Origin of the sequence: Polymorphobacter sp. (assembly GCF_048007885.1) — a bacterium.
GTDB lineage: Bacteria > Pseudomonadota > Alphaproteobacteria > Sphingomonadales > Sphingomonadaceae > Sandarakinorhabdus.
Genome location: NZ_CP180346.1, coordinates 730,171 through 750,370, shown reverse-complemented (window position 1 = coordinate 750,370; position 20,200 = coordinate 730,171). Strand labels below are relative to the sequence as shown.

At 66.5% G+C, this 20,200-nt stretch carries 16 protein-coding genes and 2 pseudogenes; 15 read left to right on the top strand and 3 right to left on the bottom strand.

The window, feature by feature from the left end; translation table 11 throughout:
* Positions 1-25 precede the first annotated feature (25 nt).
* The 8 genes from ACMVO5_RS03525 to ACMVO5_RS03490 all read left to right on the top strand — a co-directional run bounded on the left by ACMVO5_RS03525 (position 26) and on the right by ACMVO5_RS03490 (position 8,665).
* A complete protein-coding gene (locus ACMVO5_RS03525; protein WP_416908692.1) occupies positions 26-1,726 on the top strand; it encodes an amidohydrolase in 1,701 nt (566 codons plus the stop codon).
* Between the two features lie 36 nt (positions 1,727-1,762).
* A complete protein-coding gene (locus tag ACMVO5_RS03520; RefSeq protein WP_416908691.1) occupies positions 1,763-2,101 on the top strand; it encodes an FtsB family cell division protein in 339 nt (112 codons plus the stop codon).
* A 67-nt stretch (positions 2,102-2,168) separates the two neighbouring features.
* Positions 2,169-3,233 carry a pyruvate dehydrogenase (acetyl-transferring) E1 component subunit alpha gene (gene pdhA / locus ACMVO5_RS03515; RefSeq protein ID WP_416908690.1) on the top strand — a complete coding sequence of 355 codons (1,065 nt, stop codon included), beginning with the start codon at positions 2,169-2,171 and terminating at the stop codon, positions 3,231-3,233.
* Position 3,234: 1 nt separating this feature from the next.
* The gene (locus ACMVO5_RS03510) at positions 3,235-4,557 is read left to right on the top strand and encodes a pyruvate dehydrogenase complex E1 component subunit beta (RefSeq protein ID WP_416908689.1); all 1,323 of its coding nucleotides are present in this window, start codon (positions 3,235-3,237) and stop codon (positions 4,555-4,557) included.
* On the top strand, positions 4,554-5,807 hold the full coding sequence (locus tag ACMVO5_RS03505) for a pyruvate dehydrogenase complex dihydrolipoamide acetyltransferase (protein WP_416908688.1): 1,254 nt from the start codon (positions 4,554-4,556) through the stop codon (positions 5,805-5,807). Before ACMVO5_RS03510 ends, ACMVO5_RS03505 begins: the two co-directional genes overlap by 4 nt.
* On the top strand, positions 5,804-7,171 hold the full coding sequence (gene lpdA, locus ACMVO5_RS03500) for a dihydrolipoyl dehydrogenase (protein WP_416908687.1): 1,368 nt from the start codon (positions 5,804-5,806) through the stop codon (positions 7,169-7,171). Before ACMVO5_RS03505 ends, lpdA begins: the two co-directional genes overlap by 4 nt.
* A 66-nt stretch (positions 7,172-7,237) precedes the next feature.
* Entirely contained in the window at positions 7,238-8,191 is a 954-nt protein-coding gene (gene lipA / locus ACMVO5_RS03495; protein WP_416908686.1) for a lipoyl synthase, read from the top strand.
* Complete coding sequence (locus tag ACMVO5_RS03490) at positions 8,192-8,665, top strand: type II toxin-antitoxin system RatA family toxin (protein ID WP_416908685.1); 474 nt, start codon at positions 8,192-8,194, stop codon at positions 8,663-8,665.
* Here ACMVO5_RS03490 and ACMVO5_RS03485 read toward each other — a convergent pair.
* Both ACMVO5_RS03485 and ACMVO5_RS03480 read right to left on the bottom strand, forming a co-directional pair.
* A complete protein-coding gene (locus ACMVO5_RS03485; RefSeq protein ID WP_416908684.1) occupies positions 8,611-9,114 on the bottom strand; it encodes a CinA family protein in 504 nt (167 codons plus the stop codon). The two genes, ACMVO5_RS03490 and ACMVO5_RS03485, sit on opposite strands and share 55 nt — an antisense overlap.
* Positions 9,115-9,124: 10 nt before the next feature.
* Positions 9,125-10,262 (bottom strand): annotated as a pseudogene (locus ACMVO5_RS03480) (bifunctional 2-C-methyl-D-erythritol 4-phosphate cytidylyltransferase/2-C-methyl-D-erythritol 2,4-cyclodiphosphate synthase).
* A 72-nt stretch (positions 10,263-10,334) separates the two neighbouring features.
* On the opposite strand from ACMVO5_RS03480, the gene dusB reads away from it, so the two are divergent.
* From dusB to hflX, 7 genes and pseudogenes are all read left to right on the top strand, one after another.
* A complete protein-coding gene (dusB, locus tag ACMVO5_RS03475; protein ID WP_416908683.1) occupies positions 10,335-11,339 on the top strand; it encodes a tRNA dihydrouridine synthase DusB in 1,005 nt (334 codons plus the stop codon).
* Positions 11,339-12,418, top strand: a complete 1,080-nt coding sequence (locus tag ACMVO5_RS03470; protein WP_416908682.1) for a two-component system sensor histidine kinase NtrB — start codon at positions 11,339-11,341, stop codon at positions 12,416-12,418. Before dusB ends, ACMVO5_RS03470 begins: the two co-directional genes overlap by 1 nt.
* Complete coding sequence (gene ntrC / locus ACMVO5_RS03465; protein WP_416908681.1) at positions 12,415-13,887, top strand: nitrogen regulation protein NR(I); 1,473 nt, start codon at positions 12,415-12,417, stop codon at positions 13,885-13,887. Before ACMVO5_RS03470 ends, ntrC begins: the two co-directional genes overlap by 4 nt.
* A gap of 65 nt (positions 13,888-13,952) precedes the next feature.
* The gene (locus ACMVO5_RS03460) at positions 13,953-16,271 is read left to right on the top strand and encodes an ATP-binding protein (protein ID WP_416908680.1); all 2,319 of its coding nucleotides are present in this window, start codon (positions 13,953-13,955) and stop codon (positions 16,269-16,271) included.
* A 21-nt stretch (positions 16,272-16,292) separates the two neighbouring features.
* Positions 16,293-17,695, top strand: a pseudogene (locus ACMVO5_RS03455) (sigma-54-dependent transcriptional regulator).
* A 104-nt stretch (positions 17,696-17,799) separates the two neighbouring features.
* A complete protein-coding gene (gene hfq / locus ACMVO5_RS03450; RefSeq protein WP_416908679.1) occupies positions 17,800-18,057 on the top strand; it encodes an RNA chaperone Hfq in 258 nt (85 codons plus the stop codon).
* Positions 18,054-19,385, top strand: a complete 1,332-nt coding sequence (gene hflX / locus ACMVO5_RS03445; RefSeq protein WP_416908678.1) for a GTPase HflX — start codon at positions 18,054-18,056, stop codon at positions 19,383-19,385. The genes hfq and hflX overlap by 4 nt, the downstream gene beginning before the upstream one ends.
* A gap of 3 nt (positions 19,386-19,388) precedes the next feature.
* On the opposite strand, the gene mazG is transcribed toward hflX, so the two are convergent.
* Positions 19,389-20,171 (bottom strand): nucleoside triphosphate pyrophosphohydrolase, encoded by a 783-nt coding sequence (gene mazG / locus ACMVO5_RS03440; RefSeq protein WP_416908677.1) that lies wholly within the window; start codon positions 20,169-20,171, stop codon positions 19,389-19,391.
* Positions 20,172-20,200 lie beyond the last annotated feature (29 nt).

Sequence of the window (20,200 nt, the reverse complement as noted above, 5' to 3'; positions counted from 1 at the left end):
GGGGATTGTCGAAAGGGACAGGGGCATGATCGGACGGCGCGAATTTCTGATGCGGGCGGGCGCTGGCATGGGGGCGAGCCTGATTGGCGGGAGCTGGGCCAGCGCGGCGCTGGCGGCGGCGGGTGATGCGGATGTGATTTTGCGCGGCGGGCGGATCTATACGCTGGATGGGCGGATGGCGACGGCGGAGGCGATGGCGATCCGGGGCAGCCAGATCCAGGCGGTGGGCAGCTATGATGAGCTGCGCGGGCTGGCGGGGGCGGCGACGCGGGTGGTCGATCTGAAGGGCAAGACGGTGGTCCCGGGGTTTATCGATTGCCACAATCATGCGCGCGGCGAGGTGCTTTTGTATGAGACGCTGGTGGGCAATCCCTTTGAAGTGGAGTTTGTCACCATCCGCTCGATCATCGACAAGCTGAAGGCCAAGGCGGCGACGCTCCCGCCGGGGCATTGGGTGGAGGGGTTTTTTCACGACGACACCAAGGTGAAGGACGGGCGGCTGCTGACGCGCTTTGACCTGGACGAGGTATCGACGGAGCATCCGGTGATCGTGCGGCACCGGGGTGGGCACACCTATTTTTATAACTCCAAGGCGCTGGAGATGGCGGGGGTGACGGCGGAGACGCCGAACCCCTTTGGCGGCACCTTTGAGCGCGACGAGCGCGGGCTGACCGGGCGGGTGACCGACCGGGCGCGGGCGGCCTTTGACAAGGTGGGGGTGCGGCCGGTGTTTTCGGAGGCCGAGACGGCGGCGCGGAGCAAGGCCGGGATGGCGCATATCTCCAAGCAGTTCGTGCGCTATGGGCTGACCGGCGTGCATCACCAGCGCGGCGATCTGGCGGCAATTCAGGCCATTCGCGCCGACGGCGACCTGCTGCACCGGGTGAGCTATGAGATGGCCGGGCCGATGCTCGATGCGATGATCGAGAACGGGATGATGACTGGCTTTGGCGATGAATGGGTGCGGCTCGGCGCAACCAGCGAGCATACGGTCGATGGCTCGTTTTCGGAGCGGACGATGGCGATCTCGACGCCTTATGCGGGGACCAACCCGCCCTATTATGGCAATATCACCGAGAGCCAGGAGGATCTGGACGCCTGGGTGGAGAAGGTGCACCGGGCGGGCATTCAGGTGAACTGCCATGCCAATGGCGATGTGCCGATCAACATGGTGCTGAATGCCTTTGAGCGGGCGCAAAAGCTGCACCCCGTGGCGGATGCGCGGCCGAAGATCACCCATTGCACGCTGGTGAATGAGGGGCTGTTGAAGCGGATGGCGACGCTGGGCGCGGTGCCGGCGCCTTTTACGTCCTATGCCTATTACAACTCTGACAAATTTGGCTTTTACGGCGAGGCGATGATGCGCAACTGCATGGCGTTCCGGTCGTTTCTTGACCATGGCATAAGGGCGTGCGCGGGCTCGGACTTTTCGCCGGGACCGTTTGCGCCGCTGATGGGCATGCAGGGGATGGTGACGCGCAAGGGCTGGAACGGCGAGACCTGGGGAGCGAACCAGAAGGTGAGCGTGACCGAGGCGCTGGTGATCAACAGCTTGAACGGCGCCTATGCCTCGAAGGAGGAGGCGATCAAGGGCTCGCTGGTGCCGGGCAAGCTCGCTGATTATGTGGTGCTGGCCGAGGACCCGCACATGGTGGACCCCGAGACGATCAAAGATATCAACATCGTCGAGACGGTGACGGGCGGGCGGAGCGTTTACAGCGTTTGACTTTACGGGGTTTGAGGAGAGGCGTATCTGACGAGAATGCGTGAGGAAGCGGGGCTTGTTGATCTGTTGAAGCGGGCGATCGTGCCTGCGGTGTGCCTTGTGCTGATCGTCTATCTTTTGAGTTTTGCCATTGGCGGGCCGACGGGCGTGTTGGCATGGCGCGGCTTTGAGAGCGAGCAGGCGGAGCTGAAGACCGAGCTGGCGGTGCGGCAGGCGGAGAAGGCGGCGCTGGAAAAGCAGGTGCAACTGCTCGACCCCAAGGGGGTGGACCCGGACCTGGCGGATGAGCTGGTGCGCAAAAATCTGAATGTGGTTAAGCCCGATGAGGTTATTATAACCCTTCCGGATAATATTGAAGAAAGTGCGGCAGAATAGCGCGGTCTTGCTTGCCCGTTTGGCGATGGGGATGTAGCCTTTGCCAAAATTCGGGGAGTCGGACGGCATGGCGCGAGCGGCAGCACGCAGGACAGCGACGAAAAAGGCGCCGGCAGCGGAGATCAGGGGCAATTGGCCTCGGCCTGAGGAACCGGAACGGTACAAGGCGTCGAAAGAAGAGCTGCTCGAATATTATCGGCAGATGCTCTTGGTGCGGCGCTTCGAGGAGAAGGCCGGGCAGCTTTATGGCATGGGATTGATTGGCGGTTTCTGCCATCTTTACATCGGCCAGGAAGCCGTTGTCGTGGGTGTGCAGGCCGCACTTTCGAAAACCGATTCGGTTATCACCGGCTACCGCGACCATGGCCATATGCTGGTGGCGGGGATTTCGCCGGATGCGGTAATGGCGGAGCTGACCGGGCGCGCAGCGGGGATTTCGGGCGGCAAGGGCGGCTCGATGCACATGTTTTCGGTCGAGCATGGCTTTTATGGCGGGCACGGCATTGTGGCGGCCCAAGTGCCGCTGGGCACGGGGCTGGGATTTGCGCACAAATACAAGGAGGATGGCGGGCTGGCGGTGACCTATTTTGGCGACGGCGCGGCGAACCAGGGGCAGGTCTATGAGAGCTTCAACATGGCCGAGCTTTGGAAGCTGCCAGTGATCTTCGTCATTGAGAACAACCAATATGCGATGGGCACCAGCGTCAACCGGTCGAGCTCGGAGGACCAGCTGTTCCGGCGGGGCGAGAGCTTCCGGGTGCCGGGGCTGCAGGTGGACGGCATGGATGTGCTGGCGGTGCGCGGGGCGGCCGCGCGCGCGGTGGAATGGGTGCGCGGCGGAAATGGGCCGATCTTGCTGGAGATGAAGACCTACCGCTACCGCGGCCATTCGATGAGCGACCCGGCCAAATATCGCTCCCGCGAGGAAGTGGCGGCGATGCGCGAGAAGAGCGACCCGATTGAGGCCTTGAAGAAGGAATTGCTGGAGGCGGGCCATATCGACGAGGCCGGGCTGAAGGAGATGGACAAGACCATTCGCGCCGTGGTGACCGGGGCGGCGGATTTTGCCGAAGAGACGCCGGAGCCGCCCTTGGAGGCGCTTCATACCGATATTCTGCTGGGGCGTTACTGAGATGGCCGAGATCAAGCTGCCGGCGATGTCGCCGACGATGGAAGAGGGCACGCTGGCCAAATGGCTGGTGAAGGTGGGCGATCATGTGAAGCCCGGCGATGTTGTGGCCGAGATCGAGACCGACAAGGCGACGATGGAGCTGGAGGTTGATGATGGCGGCGTGGTGACGGCGCTGAATGTCGAGGCCGGGACCGAGGGCGTGGCGGTGGGCACGGTGATTGCCGTGATTGCGGGCGAGGATGAGGCGGCCCAAGCAGCGCCAGCGCCTGCGCCGAAGGCGGCGGAGAAGGCTGTCGAGAAGCCGGCATCTGCGCCGGCACCGGCTGCAACGGCCCCGGCGGCGGGCATGAAGAAGCAGACGGTGCGCGAGGCCTTGCGCGATGCGATGGCCGAGGAGATGCGCGCCGACGAGCTGGTGTTCGTGATGGGCGAGGAGGTGGCCGAATATGAGGGCGCCTATAAGGTGACGCAGGGGCTTTTGGCGGAATTTGGCGGCAAGCGGGTGGTCGATACGCCGATCACCGAATATGGCTTTGCCGGGCTGGGGGCGGGCGCGGCGATGGGCGGGCTGAAGCCGATTGTCGAGTTCATGACCTTCAATTTCGCCATGCAGGCGATTGATCATATCATCAATTCGGCCGCCAAGACGCTCTATATGAGCGGCGGGCAGATGCGCTGCCCGGTGGTGTTTCGCGGGCCGAACGGGGCGGCGAGCCGGGTGGGCGCGCAGCACAGCCAGAATTATGCGCCCTGGTATGCGAGCGTGCCGGGGCTGGTGGTGATTGCGCCTTATTCGGCGGCGGACGCCAAGGGGCTTTTGAAGAGCGCGATCCGCTCGCCCGACCCGGTGGTGTTTCTGGAAAATGAGCTGCTTTATGGGCAGAGCTTCGAGGTGCCTGAGGGCGAGCATGTCGTGCCGATTGGCAAGGCGGCAGTGGTGCGCGAAGGCCGCGATGTGACGCTGGTGAGCTATTCGATTGGCGTGGGCGTGGCGCTGGAGGCGGCGCGGGCGCTGGCGGAAGAGGGCATTGAGGCGGAGGTGATCGACCTGCGGACACTTCGCCCGATGGACCGCGACACGGTGCTGGCGAGCCTGAAGAAGACCAACCGCATGGTGGTGGTGGAGGAAGGTTGGCCGGCCTGTTCGATTGCCGCCGAGATCATCGCGGTGGCGATGGACGAGGGCTTTGACGACCTGGATGCGCCGGTGCTGAGGGTGACCAATGCCGATGTGCCGCTGCCTTATGCAGCCAATCTGGAGAAGGCGGCGCTGGTGAAGGCGGCGGATGTGGTTATTGCTGCGAAGAAGGTTTGCTACCGATGATTGATGTGACGATGCCGGCGCTGTCGCCGACGATGGAGACGGGGACGCTGGCCAAATGGCTGGTGAAGCCGGGCGACAAGGTGGCGTCGGGCGATCTTCTGGCGGAGATCGAGACCGACAAGGCGACGATGGAATTTGAGGCCATTGACGAGGGCGTTGTTGACGAGCTGCTGGTGGCGGAAGGGACCGAGGAGGTGGCCGTGGGGACGGTGATCTTGCGGATCCGGGGCGAGGATGAGGCGGCTGAGGCGGCGCCAGCGCCGGCGCCGAAGGCGAAGGTGGAGAAGGCGGCTGAGGTTGTGCCAGCACCGGCACCTGCACCTGCACCGGCTCCGGCACCTGCTGCGGCGTCGGGCGAGCGGGTGGTGGCGTCACCTCTGGCGCGGCGGGTGGCGGCGGCGCAGGGGATTGATCTGGCGCGCGTGACGGGCTCGGGACCGCGCGGGCGGGTGGTCTTGGCGGATGTGGAGGCGATGACGGGGACTGCGCCGGCGCCTGCGGCGAAGGCGGCCGAGGTTGCACCGGCGCCGGCGGCGGCGAAAGTGGAGCCGCTGGCGGATGTGCCGCATTCGGTGGCCAAGCTGGGCAATGTGCGCAAGGTGATTGCGCGCCGGCTGACCGAGGCGAAGCAGCAGGTGCCGCATATCTATTTGACGCTGGATGTGCGGATTGATGCGCTGCTGGCGCTGCGCGGCGAGCTGAACAAGGCGCTGGACGCGCGCGGGGTGAAGATCTCTGTGAATGACATGGTGATCAAGGCGCTGGCGCTGGCGCTGCGGCAGGTGCCGGCGTGCAATGTGAGCTTTGCGGGCGACAGCCTGATTTCCTATGAGCGGGCAGACATTTCGGTGGCGGTGGCGGCGCCGACGGGGCTGATCACGCCGATCATTTTTGGCGCCGACGCCAAGCCGCTTTCGGTGATTGCGGGCGAGATGAAGGCGCTGGCCGAGAAGGCGCGGGCGGGCAAGTTGCAGCCGCACGAATATCAGGGGGGGACGGCGTCGCTGTCCAATCTGGGCATGTATGGCATCAAGGCGTTTGATGCGGTGATCAATCCGCCGCAGGGGATGATTTTGGCGGTGGGCGCGGGCGAGAAGCGCGCGGTTGTGGACGGCGAGGCGATTTCTGTGGCGACCGTGATGAGCCTGACGGGCAGCTTTGACCACCGGGCCATCGACGGGGCGGACGGGGCCGAGCTGTTGGCGGCGCTGAAGGGGCTGATCGAGGCGCCGCTGGGGCTGGTGGCGTGAGCGAGCGCTTTGACCTTGTGATCCTGGGCTCCGGGCCCGGCGGCTATGTGGCGGCTATTCGGGCGTCGCAGCTGGGGATGAAGGTGGCGATTGTCGAGCGGGAGAAGTTGGGGGGGATTTGCCTGAATTGGGGGTGTATTCCGACCAAGGCGTTGCTGCGGTCATCGGAGATTTATCATTATATCAGCCATGCTTCGGCTTATGGGCTTTCTGTGGAGAAGCCTTCATTTGACCTCGCCAAGGTGACCGAGCGCAGCCGCAAGGTGGCGGGGCAGCTGAATTCGGGGGTGAAGGGGCTGATGAAGAAGAACAAGGTGACCGTGGTCGAGGGGACTGGCACCTTGAGCGGAGCGACCCAGGTGACCGTTGGTGAGCGGGTATTGGACGCGGACAATGTGATTGTGGCGACCGGCGCGCGGGCGCGGGATTTGCCCGGCGTGGCGGCGGACGGCGAGCGGATCTGGACCTATCGCCATGCGATGGTGCCGCCGGCGATGCCGACGAAGCTGCTGGTGATTGGCTCGGGGGCGATCGGGATCGAATTTGCCAGCTTCTATTCGGACATGGGCGCCGAGGTGACGGTGGTGGAGATGCAGGACCGCATCTTGCCGGTGGAGGATGCGGATGTGTCCGCGTTCATGGAAAAGGCGCTGGTGAAGCAGGGGATGCGCATTCTGACCGGGGCGCGCGTGGCCGATGTGTTGGCGGACGGGGACGGGGTTTCGGCGAGCATCAACGGCGAGACGGAGCGGTTCAGCCATGTGATTGTGGCGATTGGCATTGTGCCCAATACCGAGGGGCTGGGGCTTGAGGCGCTGGGGGTCGAGATGGACCGCGGGCATATCGTGAACGATGCGCATGGGCGGACCAATGTGACGGGGCTTTGGGCGATTGGCGATGTGGCCGGCGCGCCCTGGCTGGCGCACAAGGCGAGCCATGAGGGGATCATTGCGGTCGAGACGATGGCCGGGATGCACGTGCATGGGCTGGACAAGGGGGCTATCCCGGGCTGCAACTATTCGCGCCCGCAGGTGGCGAGCGTGGGGATGACCGAGGCGCAGGCGAAGGACGCTGGGCGCGCTGTGAAAGTGGGCAAATTTCCCTTTATCGGCAATGGCAAGGCGATTGCGCTGGGCGAGGCCGAGGGCTTTGTGAAGACGGTGTTTGACGCAGAGACTGGCGCGCTTCTGGGCGCGCATATGGTGGGCGCCGAGGTGACCGAGCTGATCCAGGGTTATGTGATTGCGCGGACGCTGGAGACGACCGAGGCGGAATTGATGCACACGGTGTTTCCGCACCCGACGCTTTCGGAGATGATGCACGAGAGTGTGCTCGATGCTTATGGGCGGGCGATCCATTATTGAGGATGCGGCAATGCTGCTGGCTGCGCGCGGATTGGCAGCGGGCGAGGAAAGGATTATCCGGACGCCATGACGATCATTGTCGACCCCCGGCCTGTTGACGGCCCCCCCGCCATTCGCACGCGCAAGCCGGACTGGCTGCGGGTGAAGGCGCCGACCAGCCTCGCCTTTTCAGAGACGCGGGCGCTGATGCGCAAGCTGAAGCTGAACACCGTGTGCGAGGAGGCGGCTTGCCCCAATATCGGCGAATGCTGGAGCCAGAAGCACGCGACCGTGATGATCTTGGGCGATACCTGCACGCGGGCCTGCGCCTTTTGCAATGTGAAGACGGGGATGCCGGGGCCGGTGGATGCGAGCGAGCCGGGGCATCTGGCGGAAGCGGCGGTGGCGCTGGGGCTGGAGCATATCGTCATTACCTCGGTGGACCGCGATGACCTGCCGGACGGCGGGGCGGGGCAGTTTGTGAAGGTGATCGAAGCCATTCGTGCAGCCGCTCCGGCGACGACGATCGAGATTCTGACGCCGGACTTTCGCAACAAGGCGGACCGGGCGGTGGCGATGATCGTCGAGGCCGGGCCGGATGTGTATAATCACAATCTCGAGACGGTGCCGCGCCTCTATCCGACGATCCGGCCGGGGGCGCGCTATTATCATTCGCTGCGGCTGCTTGACCGGGTGAAGTCGCTGAGCCCACGCATCTTCACCAAGTCGGGCGTGATGGTGGGGCTGGGCGAGACGGGGCAGGAACTGCACCAGGTGTGGGATGACATGCGCTCGGCGGGCGTCGATTTTCTGACCGTGGGGCAATATCTGCAGCCCACCCCGCGCCATGCGCGGGTGGCGGAGTTTGTGACGCCGCAGACCTTTGAGGCTTATGCGGCGGTGGCGCGGTCCAAGGGGTTTTTGCAGGTGGCGGCGTCACCGCTGACGCGGTCGAGCTATCATGCGGGCAAGGATTTTGCCGAGATGCAGGCCAAGCGCAATGCGGCGGCGGCGGGTGCTTTGGCGGGGGTGCGGGGCTAGGTGCCGCGGCATCAGGAGACGCGGTTTTTGCCCTATTCGGCGGCGCAGATGTTTGCGCTGGTGGCCGATATCGAGCGCTATCCGGAGTTTTTGCCATGGGTGCTGGCGCTGAGGGTGAAGAGCCGGGCGGGCGATGTGGTGACGGCGGACATGGTGGTGGGCTTCAAGATGGTGCGCGAGCGCTTCACCAGCCGGGTGACGATGGCGCGGCCGGGGCGGATTGTGGTCGATTATCTGTCGGGGCCGCTGAAGTATCTGAAGAATGACTGGACGTTCCGCGATGTGGAGGGCGGCTGCGAGATCGATTTTCTGGTCGATTTCGAGTTTCAGAACCGGATGTTCGAGCGGCTGGCCGGAATGTTTTTTGGCGAGGCGCTGCGGCGGATGGTGGGCGCGTTCGAGGCGCGGGCGGACGCGCTTTACGGGGCCGGGGTTTCGGGCAGCAGCAGGCCGAGCGCGACGAGAACCGCCTGACGGCGGATTTCATGGCGGCCGAGGTCGCCGAATTCACGCACATCGGCGGTGACCTTTTCAGGATCGCCGTCACGCACGGCACGCGCAAAGACGACGGTGCCGACGGGCTTGCTCTCGGTGCCGCCGCCGGGGCCGGCGATGCCGGTGATGGCGACCGCGACATCAGCGTGACTGCGCTCGAGCGCGCCGCGGGCCATGGCCCAGGCGGTGGCGATGGAGACGGCGCCGAAGGTGCTGAGAATGTCTTCGCCGACGCCGAGCAGCTCCTGCTTGGCGTCGTTGGAATAGGTGACGAAGCCGCGGTCGAAGACATCGGACGCGCCGGCGGTTTCGGTGAGCGCGGCGGCGACGAGGCCGCCGGTGCAGCTTTCGGCCATGGCGATGGTGCGGCCGGCCTTGCGGTTGGCTTCGAGGACGCGCGCGGCGAGGGCAATGATTTCCGAATCCATGGGCGTCCTTTTAGGCGGGCAGGCGGACGCTGGCCATGGCCTGTGCGGCGAGCCCTTCGCGTCGGCCGGTGAAGCCGAGCTTTTCGGTGGTGGTGGCCTTGACGCTGACCTGAGCGGGCGAGAGGCCGAGGATCTCGGCGATGCGGGCCTGGATGGCGGCGCGGTGGGGGCCGATCTTGGGGGCCTCGCAGATGAGGGTGAGATCGACGAAATCGATTGCACCGCCGCGGGCGCGCACGAGGCTCTGCGGCATGGGCGAGGAAGAGATGCGAGGGCGCGCCCTTCCACCGGGGATCGGAGGGCGGGAAATGATCGCCGATGTCGCCTGCCGCGATGGTGCCGAGCAGCGCGTCGGTGAGCGCGTGGAGGCCGGCATCGGCATCGGAATGGCCGATGAGGCCTTGTGTGTGGGGGATGCGGACGCCGCCGAGCCAGACATGGTCGCCGGGGCCAAAGGCATGGACATCATAGCCGCTGGCGGCGCGGGGGACATAATCGCTCATGACGCGGGTGAAATCCTCTGGGGCGGTGATCTTGTGGGCGCGCTCGTCACCCGGCGTGATGGCGACGCTGAGGCCGTGCGCGAGTGCGATGGCGAGCTCGTCGGTGGCGCCTTCGGGGGCGGCGCGGTGGGCGGCAAGCAGGGGGGCATAGAGGAAGGCCTGCGGGGTCTGGACGCGCCACAGGCCGTCACGTTCGACGGTGCCGGTGAAATGGCTGGTGCCGCGGCGCAGGCTGTCATGGACGGGAAGGGCGGGGACGGCGCCGTGATTTTTGGGCTGGGCGAGAGCTTCGAACAGGGCATCGAGCATGGCGAGCGGCACAAAGGCGCGGGCGGCATCATGGACGAGGACGAGATCGGGCGGATCGGCGGCCAAGGCTTCAAGGCCGGCGCGGGCGCTGGCCTGGCGGGTGGCGCCGCCGGGAATCGGCTCGGGCAGGGCGAGGCCGGCGGTGGCGGCGTCGTAGAGCGCGCGGTCATCGGGGTTGATGATGACATGGACTTCGCTGATGGCGGGGTGGGCGGCGAGGCGCTGGACGGCGTGGCGGAGCAGCGGCTGGCCGGCGACCGGACGATATTGCTTGGGCACGCCGCCGCCGGCGCGAAGGCCTTTGCCGGCGGCGACGATAAGGGCGACGGTGCGCATGGGCGGCTTTTAGGGCGGCGCGGGCGCGCGGGAAAGGGCAACTTGTCATCTGCCTAAAAATCAGGCAGGGCCTTGGGCATGTTGAAGCCGATCGAAATTGGGCCGGTGCGCATTGCCGAGCCGGTGATTCTGGCGCCGATGACCGGCGTGACGGACATGCCGTTCCGGGTGCTGGTGAAGCGCTTCGGGGCGGGGCTGACGGTGACCGAGATGATCGCCAGCGAGGCTATGATCCGGGAGACGCGGCAGAGCCTGCAGAAATCGGCCTGGGACGCGGCCGAGGAGCCGGTGAGCATGCAGCTGGCGGGCTGCGAGCCGGGACGGATGGCGGAAGCTGCGAAGCTGAATGAGGGCCGGGGGGCGGCGATTATCGACATCAACATGGGCTGCCCGGTGAAGAAGGTGGTCAATGGCCATGCCGGATCGAGCCTGATGCGCGATCTGCCGCTGGCGGCCCGGCTGATCGAGGCGACGGTGAAGGCCGTGCGCGTGCCGGTGACGCTGAAGATGCGCATGGGCTGGGACCATGACAGCCTGAACGCGCCCGAGCTGGCGCGGATTGCCGAGGACCTGGGGGTGAGGCTGATCACCGTGCATGGGCGGACGCGCTGCCAGCTCTATTCAGGCACGGCGGACTGGAAGTTTGTGAGCCGGGTGAAGGCGGCGGTGACGGTGCCGGTGATCGTCAATGGCGACATCTGCTCGGTGGCGGATGCGCGGGAAGCGCTGGCGCAGTCGGGCGCGGACGGGGTGATGATCGGGAGGGGCGCTTACGGCAAGCCCTGGCTGATCGGGCAGGTGATGGCGGCGCTGTCGGGCCGCGAGGTGCCGGCCGACCCGGGGCTGGCGGTGCAGCATGCTGTGGTGCGCGAGCATTATACGATGATGATGGACCTTTATGGACGGCAGGTGGGGGTGGGCGTGGCCCGCAAGCATCTCGGCTGGTATACCAAGGGGCTGTTTGACAGCGCGGTTTTTCGCAACGAGGTCAACCAGTTGAACGATGCTGACGCTGTGATGGACATGGTGGACCGCTTTTATGAGGATCGCATGCGGCTTGAACTGATGGCGGCGTGATGGCCGGCGCCTCCGAGTTGCTTGCAGGGCTTGCCGTGCCGGTGATGCTGGTGCGGCCCGATGGGGGGATCGCCATGGTCAACATGGCGGCGGAAGCGGCGCTGAACATGGGTCAGGCCGCACTCGCCGAGCGGGGCTGGCAGGCGGCCTTTGGCGGGGACGAGACGGTGGCGACACTGGTGGCGCGGGCGCGGCGCGATGGCAGCGGCTGCGCGGCCTATGACGTGATGCTGAAGCCGCTCAATGGGCGGCCGATCCGCGCTGACGTGCTGGTCAACCCCGTGGCCGAGATGGAGGGCTGGCTGACGGTGGCGCTGCAGATGCGGGCGGTGACGACGATGGTGGACCGGCAGGTGCAGCAGCTGGGCGCGGCACGCTCGGCGGAGGGCGTGGCGCAGATGCTGGCGCATGAAATCAAGAACCCGCTTTCGGGCATCAAGGGGGCGGCGCAGCTTCTGGCGAGCGGCGAGAGCGACGCGGCTGACCGCGCCGAGCTGACCGGGCTGATCGTGGCCGAGGTGGACCGGATCGCCAAGCTGGTGGACCGGCTGGAGAGCTTTACCGACACACGGCCGATTCGCCTGCGGCCGATCAACATGCACGAGCTTCTGGGCCATGTGCGCCGCGTGGCGGAGACGGGCTTTGCGCAGGCGCTTGCGATCCGGGAGAGCTATGACCCGTCGCTGCCGATGGTGCCGGCGAACCGCGATGCGCTGGTGCAGGTGTTTTTGAACCTGCTCAAGAATGCCGCCGAGGCGGCAGGCGAGGGGGGCGAGCTGAGGATTTCGACGGCCTATCGGCCGGGGCTGAAGGTGCGGCCGGCGGATGGGGGGGCGCCGGTGAGCCTGCCGTTTGAGGTGCGGGTGTGTGACAATGGCCCCGGCGTGCCGTTGGCACTGGCGGATTATGTGTTTGAGCCTTTTGTCACGTCAAAGCCGGGCGGATCGGGGCTGGGGCTGGCGCTGGTGGCGAAGATCATCGCCGATCATGGCGGGGTGATTGAATATGAGCGCAGCGGCGAGCCGGCCTGGACGGTGTTCCGGGTGCTGTTGCCGGTGGCGGAGGGCGAGGCGGCATGAGCGGGCACACGGTGATTGTGGCTGATGACGATGCGGCCATTCGCACTGTGGTGCGCCAGGCGCTGGTGCGGGCCGGGCACAAGGTTTTGCTGGCGGAGACGGCGGCCGAGCTCAGCGCGCTGGTGCGCGGCGGCAAGGGTGATGTGGTGATTTCGGATGTGCTTCTGCCCGATGGCAATGGGCTGGAGCTGATTCCGGCGCTGCTGGCGATGCGCCCCGGTCTGCGGATCATCGTGATTTCGGCGCAGAACACGCTTTCAACGGCGGTCAGGGCGACCGAGCAGGGGGCGTTTGACTATTTGCCGAAGCCCTTTGATCTCAATGTATTGGTTGGGACTGTTGCGGCAGCGCTTGAGGCTTCTGACGGGGCGGCGCTGGCGGATGGGAGCGAGTTTTTTGGTCAGGACAGCCCGTTGGTGGGGCGTTCGCCGGCGATGCAGGAGGTCTATCGGCTGATTGCCCGGGTGGTGCCCAATGAGCTGACGGTGATGATTTTGGGCGAGAGCGGCACGGGCAAGGAGCTGGTGGCGCGGGCGATACATGACATGGGGCCGCGGCGCAGCGCACCCTTTGTGGCGCTGAACATGGCGGCGATCCCGCGCGAGCTGATCGAGAGCGAGCTTTTTGGCCATGAGCGCGGCGCCTTTACCGGGGCAACCGCACGGGCGGCGGGGAAATTCGAGCAGGCGCAGGGCGGCACGCTGTTTCTGGACGAGATTGGCGACATGCCGATCGATGCGCAGACGCGGCTGCTCAGGGTGTTGCAGACGGGCGAATTCACCACCGTGGGCGGCTCGCGCACGCAGATGGCCGATGTGCGGGTGGTAACGGCGACCAACCAGGATCTGCTGGCGCTGACGCGGACGGGGAAGTTTCGCGAGGACCTTTATTATCGGTTGAACGTGGTGCCGCTGGCGCTGCCGCCGCTGCGGGCGCGGGCCGAGGATGTGCCGGCGCTGGCGCGGCATTTTCTGGCCCGCGCCGCCGCCGAAGGGCTGCCGCGCAAGGCGCTGGACGAAGGCGCGCTGGCGGCGCTGGCGCGGCACGACTGGCCGGGCAATGTGCGCGAGTTGGAGAATCTGATGCGCCGCTTTGCCGTGCTGGAGCGCGGCGACACGATCACGGCGGCGCGGGTGGCGGCCGCACTGGTGCCGGCGGGCGAGGGCGAGGCGGAGCCGGTGGTGCTATTGGAGAGGGCCGGCGAGGTTGGCCCGGACGCGGCGAGGGGGCTTTCGGCGGCAGCGGCGCAGCATATTGCGGCCTATTTTGAGCGCTATGCGGCGGGGCTGCCGCCCGAAGGCGTGTATGACCGGCTGATGGCGGAGGTGGAGCGGCCGCTTTTGGCGGCATCATTGCAGGCGACTGACGGCAACCAGCTGAAGGCAGCCAAACTGCTTGGAATCAATCGCAATACGCTGCGCAAGAAGCTGGCGGACCTGGGGCTGGACGCGGGGCGGCGGCGCGATTGATTGGATGTCGCAAGGCCGCAACGCCTGTGTTCCTTTTGCCACGATAATCGCCTAGATTGGCGGCGATGAACAAGGCCATGGATATGGCGCCGGCGCTTCGTGCGCAGGAGCGCAGGGCGGTGAACCGCAAGGCCCTGGGCTGGCGGCTCAGGCTTTGGGGGCGGCGGCTGGTGCGCGCGCTGGGCGGGCGGCAGGAGATTTATCCGCGGCTCGAACTGGCGGCGGCGGCGGCGACGCTGATCATTGGCTGGGCGAGCTATGCGCTGGTGACGGGGCGCAGCGTGCCGGCGACGGGCGCATCGCCGACGCTGGTGACGGCGCTGGTGGTGGCCAATATCCTGCCGGTGATGCTGCTGATGGTGTTGATGGCCCGGCGCATCGCGCTGCTGCTGGCCAATCGGCGGCAGGGGGTGGCGGGCGCGCAGCTGCATGTGCGGCTGGTCGGGCTGTTTGCCGGCATTGCCGCGGTGCCGACGGTGCTGGTGGTGATCTTTGCCTCGCTCCTGTTTCAATATGGCGTGCAATTCTGGTTTTCGGACCGTGTGAAGACGATCCTTGAGGGATCGAACCAGGTGGCCCAGGCCTATATTGAGGAGAACCGGCAGCGGGTGGCCGATGACATTGTGCCGATGAGCAGCGATGTGGCCAATTATGCGCGGGATTTTGGCGAGGGCACCGAGCTGTTCGGTCAGGCGCTGCAATTTCAGGTGGCCGCGAGGAATCTTTCGGAAGCTGCTGTTTTTGCGCGTAACGGTGACAAGCTGGTGCCGCTGGCACTGAACGGATTGGAAGTGACAGCGCTGGCGGCGCGGCTGGAGCGGATGCCGGCACCGGGCAGGCCTGAAGAGGGGGCGGCGCAGGCGGTGACGCTGGTGGCGCGGGGTGGCGACCGGATCGAGGCGGTGGTGGCGGTGCCGGGGCTGGCGGACCGGTTCATTTATGTGTCGCGCAAGGTGGACCCGGCGGTGCTGGCGCGGGCCGACCGGGCGGCGGGCGCGCTGTTTGAATATCGGGAGCTGATCGAGCGGTCACGGGTGATGCAGTTGCGCTTCAACCTTGTGCTGATTGCGGTGAGCCTGCTGACGCTGGCGGTGGCGATGTGGTTTGCGCTGTGGCTGGCGAACCGGATGGTGACGCCGATTGCGCGGCTGGCGCTGGCGGCCGAGCGGGTGGGAGCCGGGGACCTTGACGCGCGGGTGCCGGCTGGCGGTGCGCGCGACGAGATCAGCACGCTGGCGCGCGCCTTCAACCGCATGACCGGGCAGCTGAAGACGCAGCAGAGTGCGCTTCTGGAGGCGAACCGGCAGCTGGACCGGCGGCGGCGCTTTACCGAGGCGGTGCTGTCGGGTGTTTCGGCCGGGGTGCTGTCGATTGACGGGGGCGGCGTGGTGCGCAGCGCCAACCGGTCGGCGGCGGCGCTGCTGGAGAGCGATGAGGCGGCGCTGGCCGGGCAGCGGCTGGAGGAGACGGTGCCCGAGCTGGCGGCGTGGCTGCAGGCGGCGCGCGAGACGGGGCGGTTTTCGGGACAGGTGAAGATCGTGCGCGGGGCCGAGACGCAGACGCTTTCGGTCAGGATTGCGGCCGATGCGGGCGGCAGCGGGGGCCCGGACGGCGAGGGTGGGCAGGTGCTGACCTTTGATGATATTTCGGCGCAGCTGGCCGACCAGCGGCGCGCGGCCTGGGCCGATGTGGCGCGGCGGATTGCGCATGAGATCAAGAACCCGCTGACGCCCATTCAGCTGGCGGCCGAGCGGTTGCAGCGCAAATTTGGCCGCCAGGTGGTGGAGGACCGCGAGACCTTTAGCGCGCTGACCAGCATGATCGTGCGGCAGGTGGGGGACCTGCACCGGATGGTGAACGAGTTTTCGGACTTTGCGCGGCTGCCGGCGCCGGTGTTTGCGCCCGAGGATGTGGGGCTGCTGGTGCGCGAGGCGCTGGTCTTGCAGGATGTGGCCTTTCCCGCGCTTCGCTTTTCGGTGACGGGCGGGGAGGGGGCGGCGCCGCTGATGTGTGACCGGCAGCAGATGATGCGGCTGATGACCAATGTGCTGAAGAATGCGGGCGAGGCGGTGACGGCGCGGATCGAGCGCGACGGCGAGCCTGAGGGCGGCGGCGCGGTGGAGGTGCGGCTGGCCGATGACGGGGCGGCGCTGAGCATCGAAGTGGTGGACAATGGCGTGGGGCTGCCGGCCGAGCGGCGCGACCAGCTGACCGAGCCTTATGTGACGACGCGGGCACGCGGCACCGGGCTGGGGCTGGCGATCGTGAAGAAGATTGTCGAGGACCATGGCGGCACGCTGACGCTGGCCGATGGGCCGGACGGCGGCGCGCTGGTGCGCATGGTTTTTGTGCGCGCGGCCAGCCTGCGGCAGGCGGCGGAATGAGCTTTTTGAAGAAGGACGGTCATGGCGCTTGAGATTCTGATCATCGATGACGAGGCGGATATCCGCGAAATGATCGCAGGCGTGCTGGACGACGAGGGCTATGCGACGCGCGGCGCGGGCGACAGCGACAGCGCGCTGGCGGCGCTGGCCGAGCGGCGGCCCTCGCTGATTATCCTCGATGTCTGGCTGCAGGGCTCGCAGCTGGATGGGCTGGAGCTGCTGGACGAGATCAAGAGCCGCGACCCGTCGCTGCCGGTGGTGGTGATTTCGGGGCATGGCAATATCGAGACGGCGGTGACGGCGATCAAGCAGGGCGCCTATGACTTCATCGAGAAGCCGTTTCAGGCCGAGCAGCTGCTGCTTGTGGTGGGGCGCGCCACCGAGACCGAGCGGCTGAAGCGCGAGAATGAGGCGCTGCGCGAGAAGGTGGGGCTGGACAATGAGCTGACCGGGAGCAGCCCGCAGATCAATGCCGTGCGCGCCACGCTGAAGCGGGTGGCGGCGACGGGATCAAGGGTGTTGATCTCGGGGCCGGCGGGATCGGGCAAGGAGGTGGCGGCCCGGCTGCTGCACCAATGGTCGGCGCGCGAGCGGGCGCCGTTCATGGTGGTGAGCGCGGCGCGGATGACGCCGGAGCGGGTGGAGGAAGCGCTGTTCGGCGTGGAGGAGGGGGGCATCTGGTCCGCTCCGGGCTGTTCGAGCAGGCGCATGGGGGCACGCTGTTTCTGGATGATGTGGCGGACATGCCGATCAATACCCAGGCCAAGGTGTTGCGGGTGCTGACCGAGCAGGTGTTTCAGCGGGTGGGCGGCTCGCGCTGGGTGAAGGTGGATGTGCGGGTGATCAGCGCGACGTCGCGCGACCTCAATGCGGAGATCGAGGGCGGGCGGTTTCGCGAGGACCTTTATTACCGGTTGAACGTGGTGCCGGTGAAGCTGCCGGCGCTTTCGGAGCGGCGCGAGGATGTGGTGGAACTGGCCAATTATTTCCTCGCGCGCTATGCGGCCGAGCGGCGGATGACGACGCCTGTGCTGACCGATGACGCGCTGGCGGCGCTGCAGACCTATGAATGGCCGGGCAATGTGCGCCAGCTCAGGAATGTGATCGAGCGGACGCTGATTCTGGCACCGTCCGATCAGATCGGCACGATCGGGGTGGAGATGCTGCCGGGCGAGATTACCGCCGAGCCTTCGAAGCTGGTGCCGGGGCAGGCGGTGCGCTCGATCATGGGGACGCCGCTGCGCGAGGCGCGCGAGGCCTTTGAGCGGGAATATCTGCGCGCCCAGATCAAGCGGTTTTCGGGCAATATTTCGCGCACGGCGGCGTTTATCGGGATGGAACGATCAGCCCTGCACCGCAAACTGAAGGCGCTGGGGCTGGGCGAGGAGAATGAGGGCGATGGGGGCGACGAGAATGGCGAATGAGGACGGGCGCTAGCGCGCGAAGAAACTTGAGATTTTTGGCAGGCCCACTATCGTGCCGCGCTGCGGTGCCGGTCCGCGTGAGGCCATGAGAAAGAGAAGACAGGATGGGCGAACGAGCCAACAGCTTGCAGGACGTGTTTCTGAACGCGGTGCGCAAGACGCGGACGCCGGTGACGATGTTTCTGGTCAATGGCGTGAAATTGCAGGGGGTGATCACCTGGTTTGACAATTTCTCGGTGCTGCTGCGCCGGGATGGCCATTCGCAGCTGGTCTACAAGCACGCGATTTCGACGGTGATGCCGGCACAGCCGCTGCAGCTGTTCGAGGGCGAGACGCCTGATGATGACGGCGACGACGATTGAGCGAAACGCCGACGGCTGAGGCTGGCAATACCAGCGGCACCGGCTTTGACCAGCAGCGGGGACTCAGGACTGGCGCACCGGGGCTGGTGATCCTGCCTGTGGTGGAGGGGCGCGGCGGCGCTGAAATTCGCGCGCCCGAAGCGCGGCTGGCGGAAGCCGTGGGGCTGGCGCAGGCGATTGCGCTTGATGTGGTGGGCGAGGAGATTGTGCGGGTGCGCAAGGCCAGCGCCAGCCATCTCTTTGGCAAGGGGCAGATCGAGCGGGTGGCGGCGATGGTGGCGGCGCATGAGGCGGAGCTGGTGGTGATCGATGCGGCAGTGTCGCCCATTCAGCAGCGCAATCTGGAGCGCGACCTGAAGGCCAAGGTGATTGACCGGACGGGGCTTATTCTGGAGATTTTTGGCGAGCGGGCATCGACGCGGGAAGGGACGTTGCAGGTCGAGCTGGCGCATCTGCAATATCAGGCGAGCCGGCTGGTCAGGAGCTGGACCCACCTGGAGCGGCAGCGCGGCGGCTTTGGCTTCATGGGCGGGCCGGGCGAAAGCCAGATCGAGATGGACCGGCGGCTGATCAAGGACCGCATCGTACGGCTGAAGGCCGAGCTGGAGGATGTGCGGCGCACGCGCGGGCTGCACCGGCGGCAGCGGCAGAAGGCGCCCTGGCCGGTGATTGCGCTGGTGGGCTATACCAACGCCGGGAAATCGACGCTTTTCAATCGCTTGACGGGGGCCGAGGTGCGCGCCGAGGATCTGCTGTTTGCGACGCTCGACCCGACGATGCGGGCGATCAGGCTGCCGGGGCACGACAAGGTGGTGCTGTCGGACACGGTGGGGTTTGTCTCGAACCTGCCCACCCAGCTGGTGGCGGCGTTTCGGGCCACGCTCGAGGAAGTGACCGAGGCTGATCTGATCGTGCATGTGCGCGATGTCTCGCATCCCGACAGCGCGGCGCAGGCGGCCGATGTGGCCGAGGTGCTGAACGCGCTGGGCATGGGAGCCGAGCGGCCGATGCTGACGGTGATGAACAAGATTGACGCGCTGGAGCCCGAGGCGCGCGCCGCGCTGCTGGCGCGGACGGGCGATGATGCGGTGGCGGTGTCGGCGCTGACCGGCGAGGGCGTGGAGGCGCTGCAGGAGCAGATGGCGGTGATGCTGCGCGCGGGCACGCGGGTGCATGCGATCAGGCTGGGGCAGGGGGATGGGCGGCTGATGGCCTGGCTGCACGCGCACGGCGAGGTGATGGGGCGCGAGGATGACGCGGACGGCATGGTGCTGTGGGTGCGGCTGTCGGACGCCGATCATGCGCGCTTTGTGATGACGCGCGGGTAAGGCTCAGGCCTCCGCGGCCTTGACCTGCTGCCAGAGGGCTTCCTGCTCATCGAGGCTGAGGCTGGCGAAGCCGGGGTGGGCGGCTTCCATGGCGCGGAAGCGGTGTTCGAACTTGGTGTTGCCGGCGCGCAGTGCGGCTTCGGGGTCGATATCATGGTGGCGGAGATAGTTGGCGAGCGCGAAGAGCAGGTCGCCGGCTTCTTCGAAACGGTGCTCGTCGGTTGTGGCGGCGTCGAATTCGTCCAGCTCTTCCAGCAGCTTGGCGCGGACGGGGGCGGGGCCGGGCCAGTCAAAGCCGGTGCGGGCGGCGCGGGACTGGAGCTTGTCGGCCCGCGCCAGCGCGGGCAGGGCGCGGGCGACGCCATCAAGGGCGGAAACGGGCGTGTCGGGCTGGCCGGCGGCGGCGCGTTCGGCGGCCTTGATGGCTTCCCAGCTGGCTTTTTGGGCTTCGGCTGTGGGGGCGGGCTGGGCTGTGCCGAAGATGTGCGGGTGGCGGCGCTCCATTTTTTCGCAGAGGCTGGTGATCACGGCTTCGAGATTGAAATGGCCGGCTTCCTCGGCGATGCGGGCGTGGAAGATGACCTGGAAGAGCAGGTCGCCGAGTTCTTTCTTGAGTTCGGCCATGTCGTTCGCTTCGATGGCGTCGGCGACTTCATAGGCTTCTTCGATGGTATAGGGGGCGATGCTGGCGAAGCTTTGGGCGAGATCCCAGGGGCAGCCGCTGACGGGGTCGCGGAGCCGGGCCATGATGGCGGTGAGGCGCGCGAGGGCTGAGGGGGAGTCCATGGGGTTTGATCCTGATAATATATATTATG

Excerpts from the sequence above, each read along its gene's own strand:
- ACMVO5_RS03525 (WP_416908692.1), top strand. The coding sequence starts at position 26 with ATGATCGGACGGCGCGAATTTCTGATGCGGGCGGGCGCTGGCATGGGG.
- ACMVO5_RS03470 (WP_416908682.1), top strand. The coding sequence starts at position 11,339 with ATGGCCGGCGCCTCCGAGTTGCTTGCAGGGCTTGCCGTGCCGGTGATG.
- ntrC (WP_416908681.1), top strand. The coding sequence starts at position 12,415 with ATGAGCGGGCACACGGTGATTGTGGCTGATGACGATGCGGCCATTCGC.
- mazG (WP_416908677.1), bottom strand. The coding sequence starts at position 20,171 with ATGGACTCCCCCTCAGCCCTCGCGCGCCTCACCGCCATCATGGCCCGG.
- ACMVO5_RS03485 (WP_416908684.1), bottom strand. The coding sequence starts at position 9,114 with ATGGATTCGGAAATCATTGCCCTCGCCGCGCGCGTCCTCGAAGCCAAC.
- lipA (WP_416908686.1), top strand. The coding sequence starts at position 7,238 with ATGACGATCATTGTCGACCCCCGGCCTGTTGACGGCCCCCCCGCCATT.
- ACMVO5_RS03460 (WP_416908680.1), top strand. The coding sequence starts at position 13,953 with ATGAACAAGGCCATGGATATGGCGCCGGCGCTTCGTGCGCAGGAGCGC.
- ACMVO5_RS03520 (WP_416908691.1), top strand. The coding sequence starts at position 1,763 with ATGCGTGAGGAAGCGGGGCTTGTTGATCTGTTGAAGCGGGCGATCGTG.
- pdhA (WP_416908690.1), top strand. The coding sequence starts at position 2,169 with ATGGCGCGAGCGGCAGCACGCAGGACAGCGACGAAAAAGGCGCCGGCA.
- ACMVO5_RS03505 (WP_416908688.1), top strand. The coding sequence starts at position 4,554 with ATGATTGATGTGACGATGCCGGCGCTGTCGCCGACGATGGAGACGGGG.
- hfq (WP_416908679.1), top strand. The coding sequence starts at position 17,800 with ATGGGCGAACGAGCCAACAGCTTGCAGGACGTGTTTCTGAACGCGGTG.
- ACMVO5_RS03510 (WP_416908689.1), top strand. The coding sequence starts at position 3,235 with ATGGCCGAGATCAAGCTGCCGGCGATGTCGCCGACGATGGAAGAGGGC.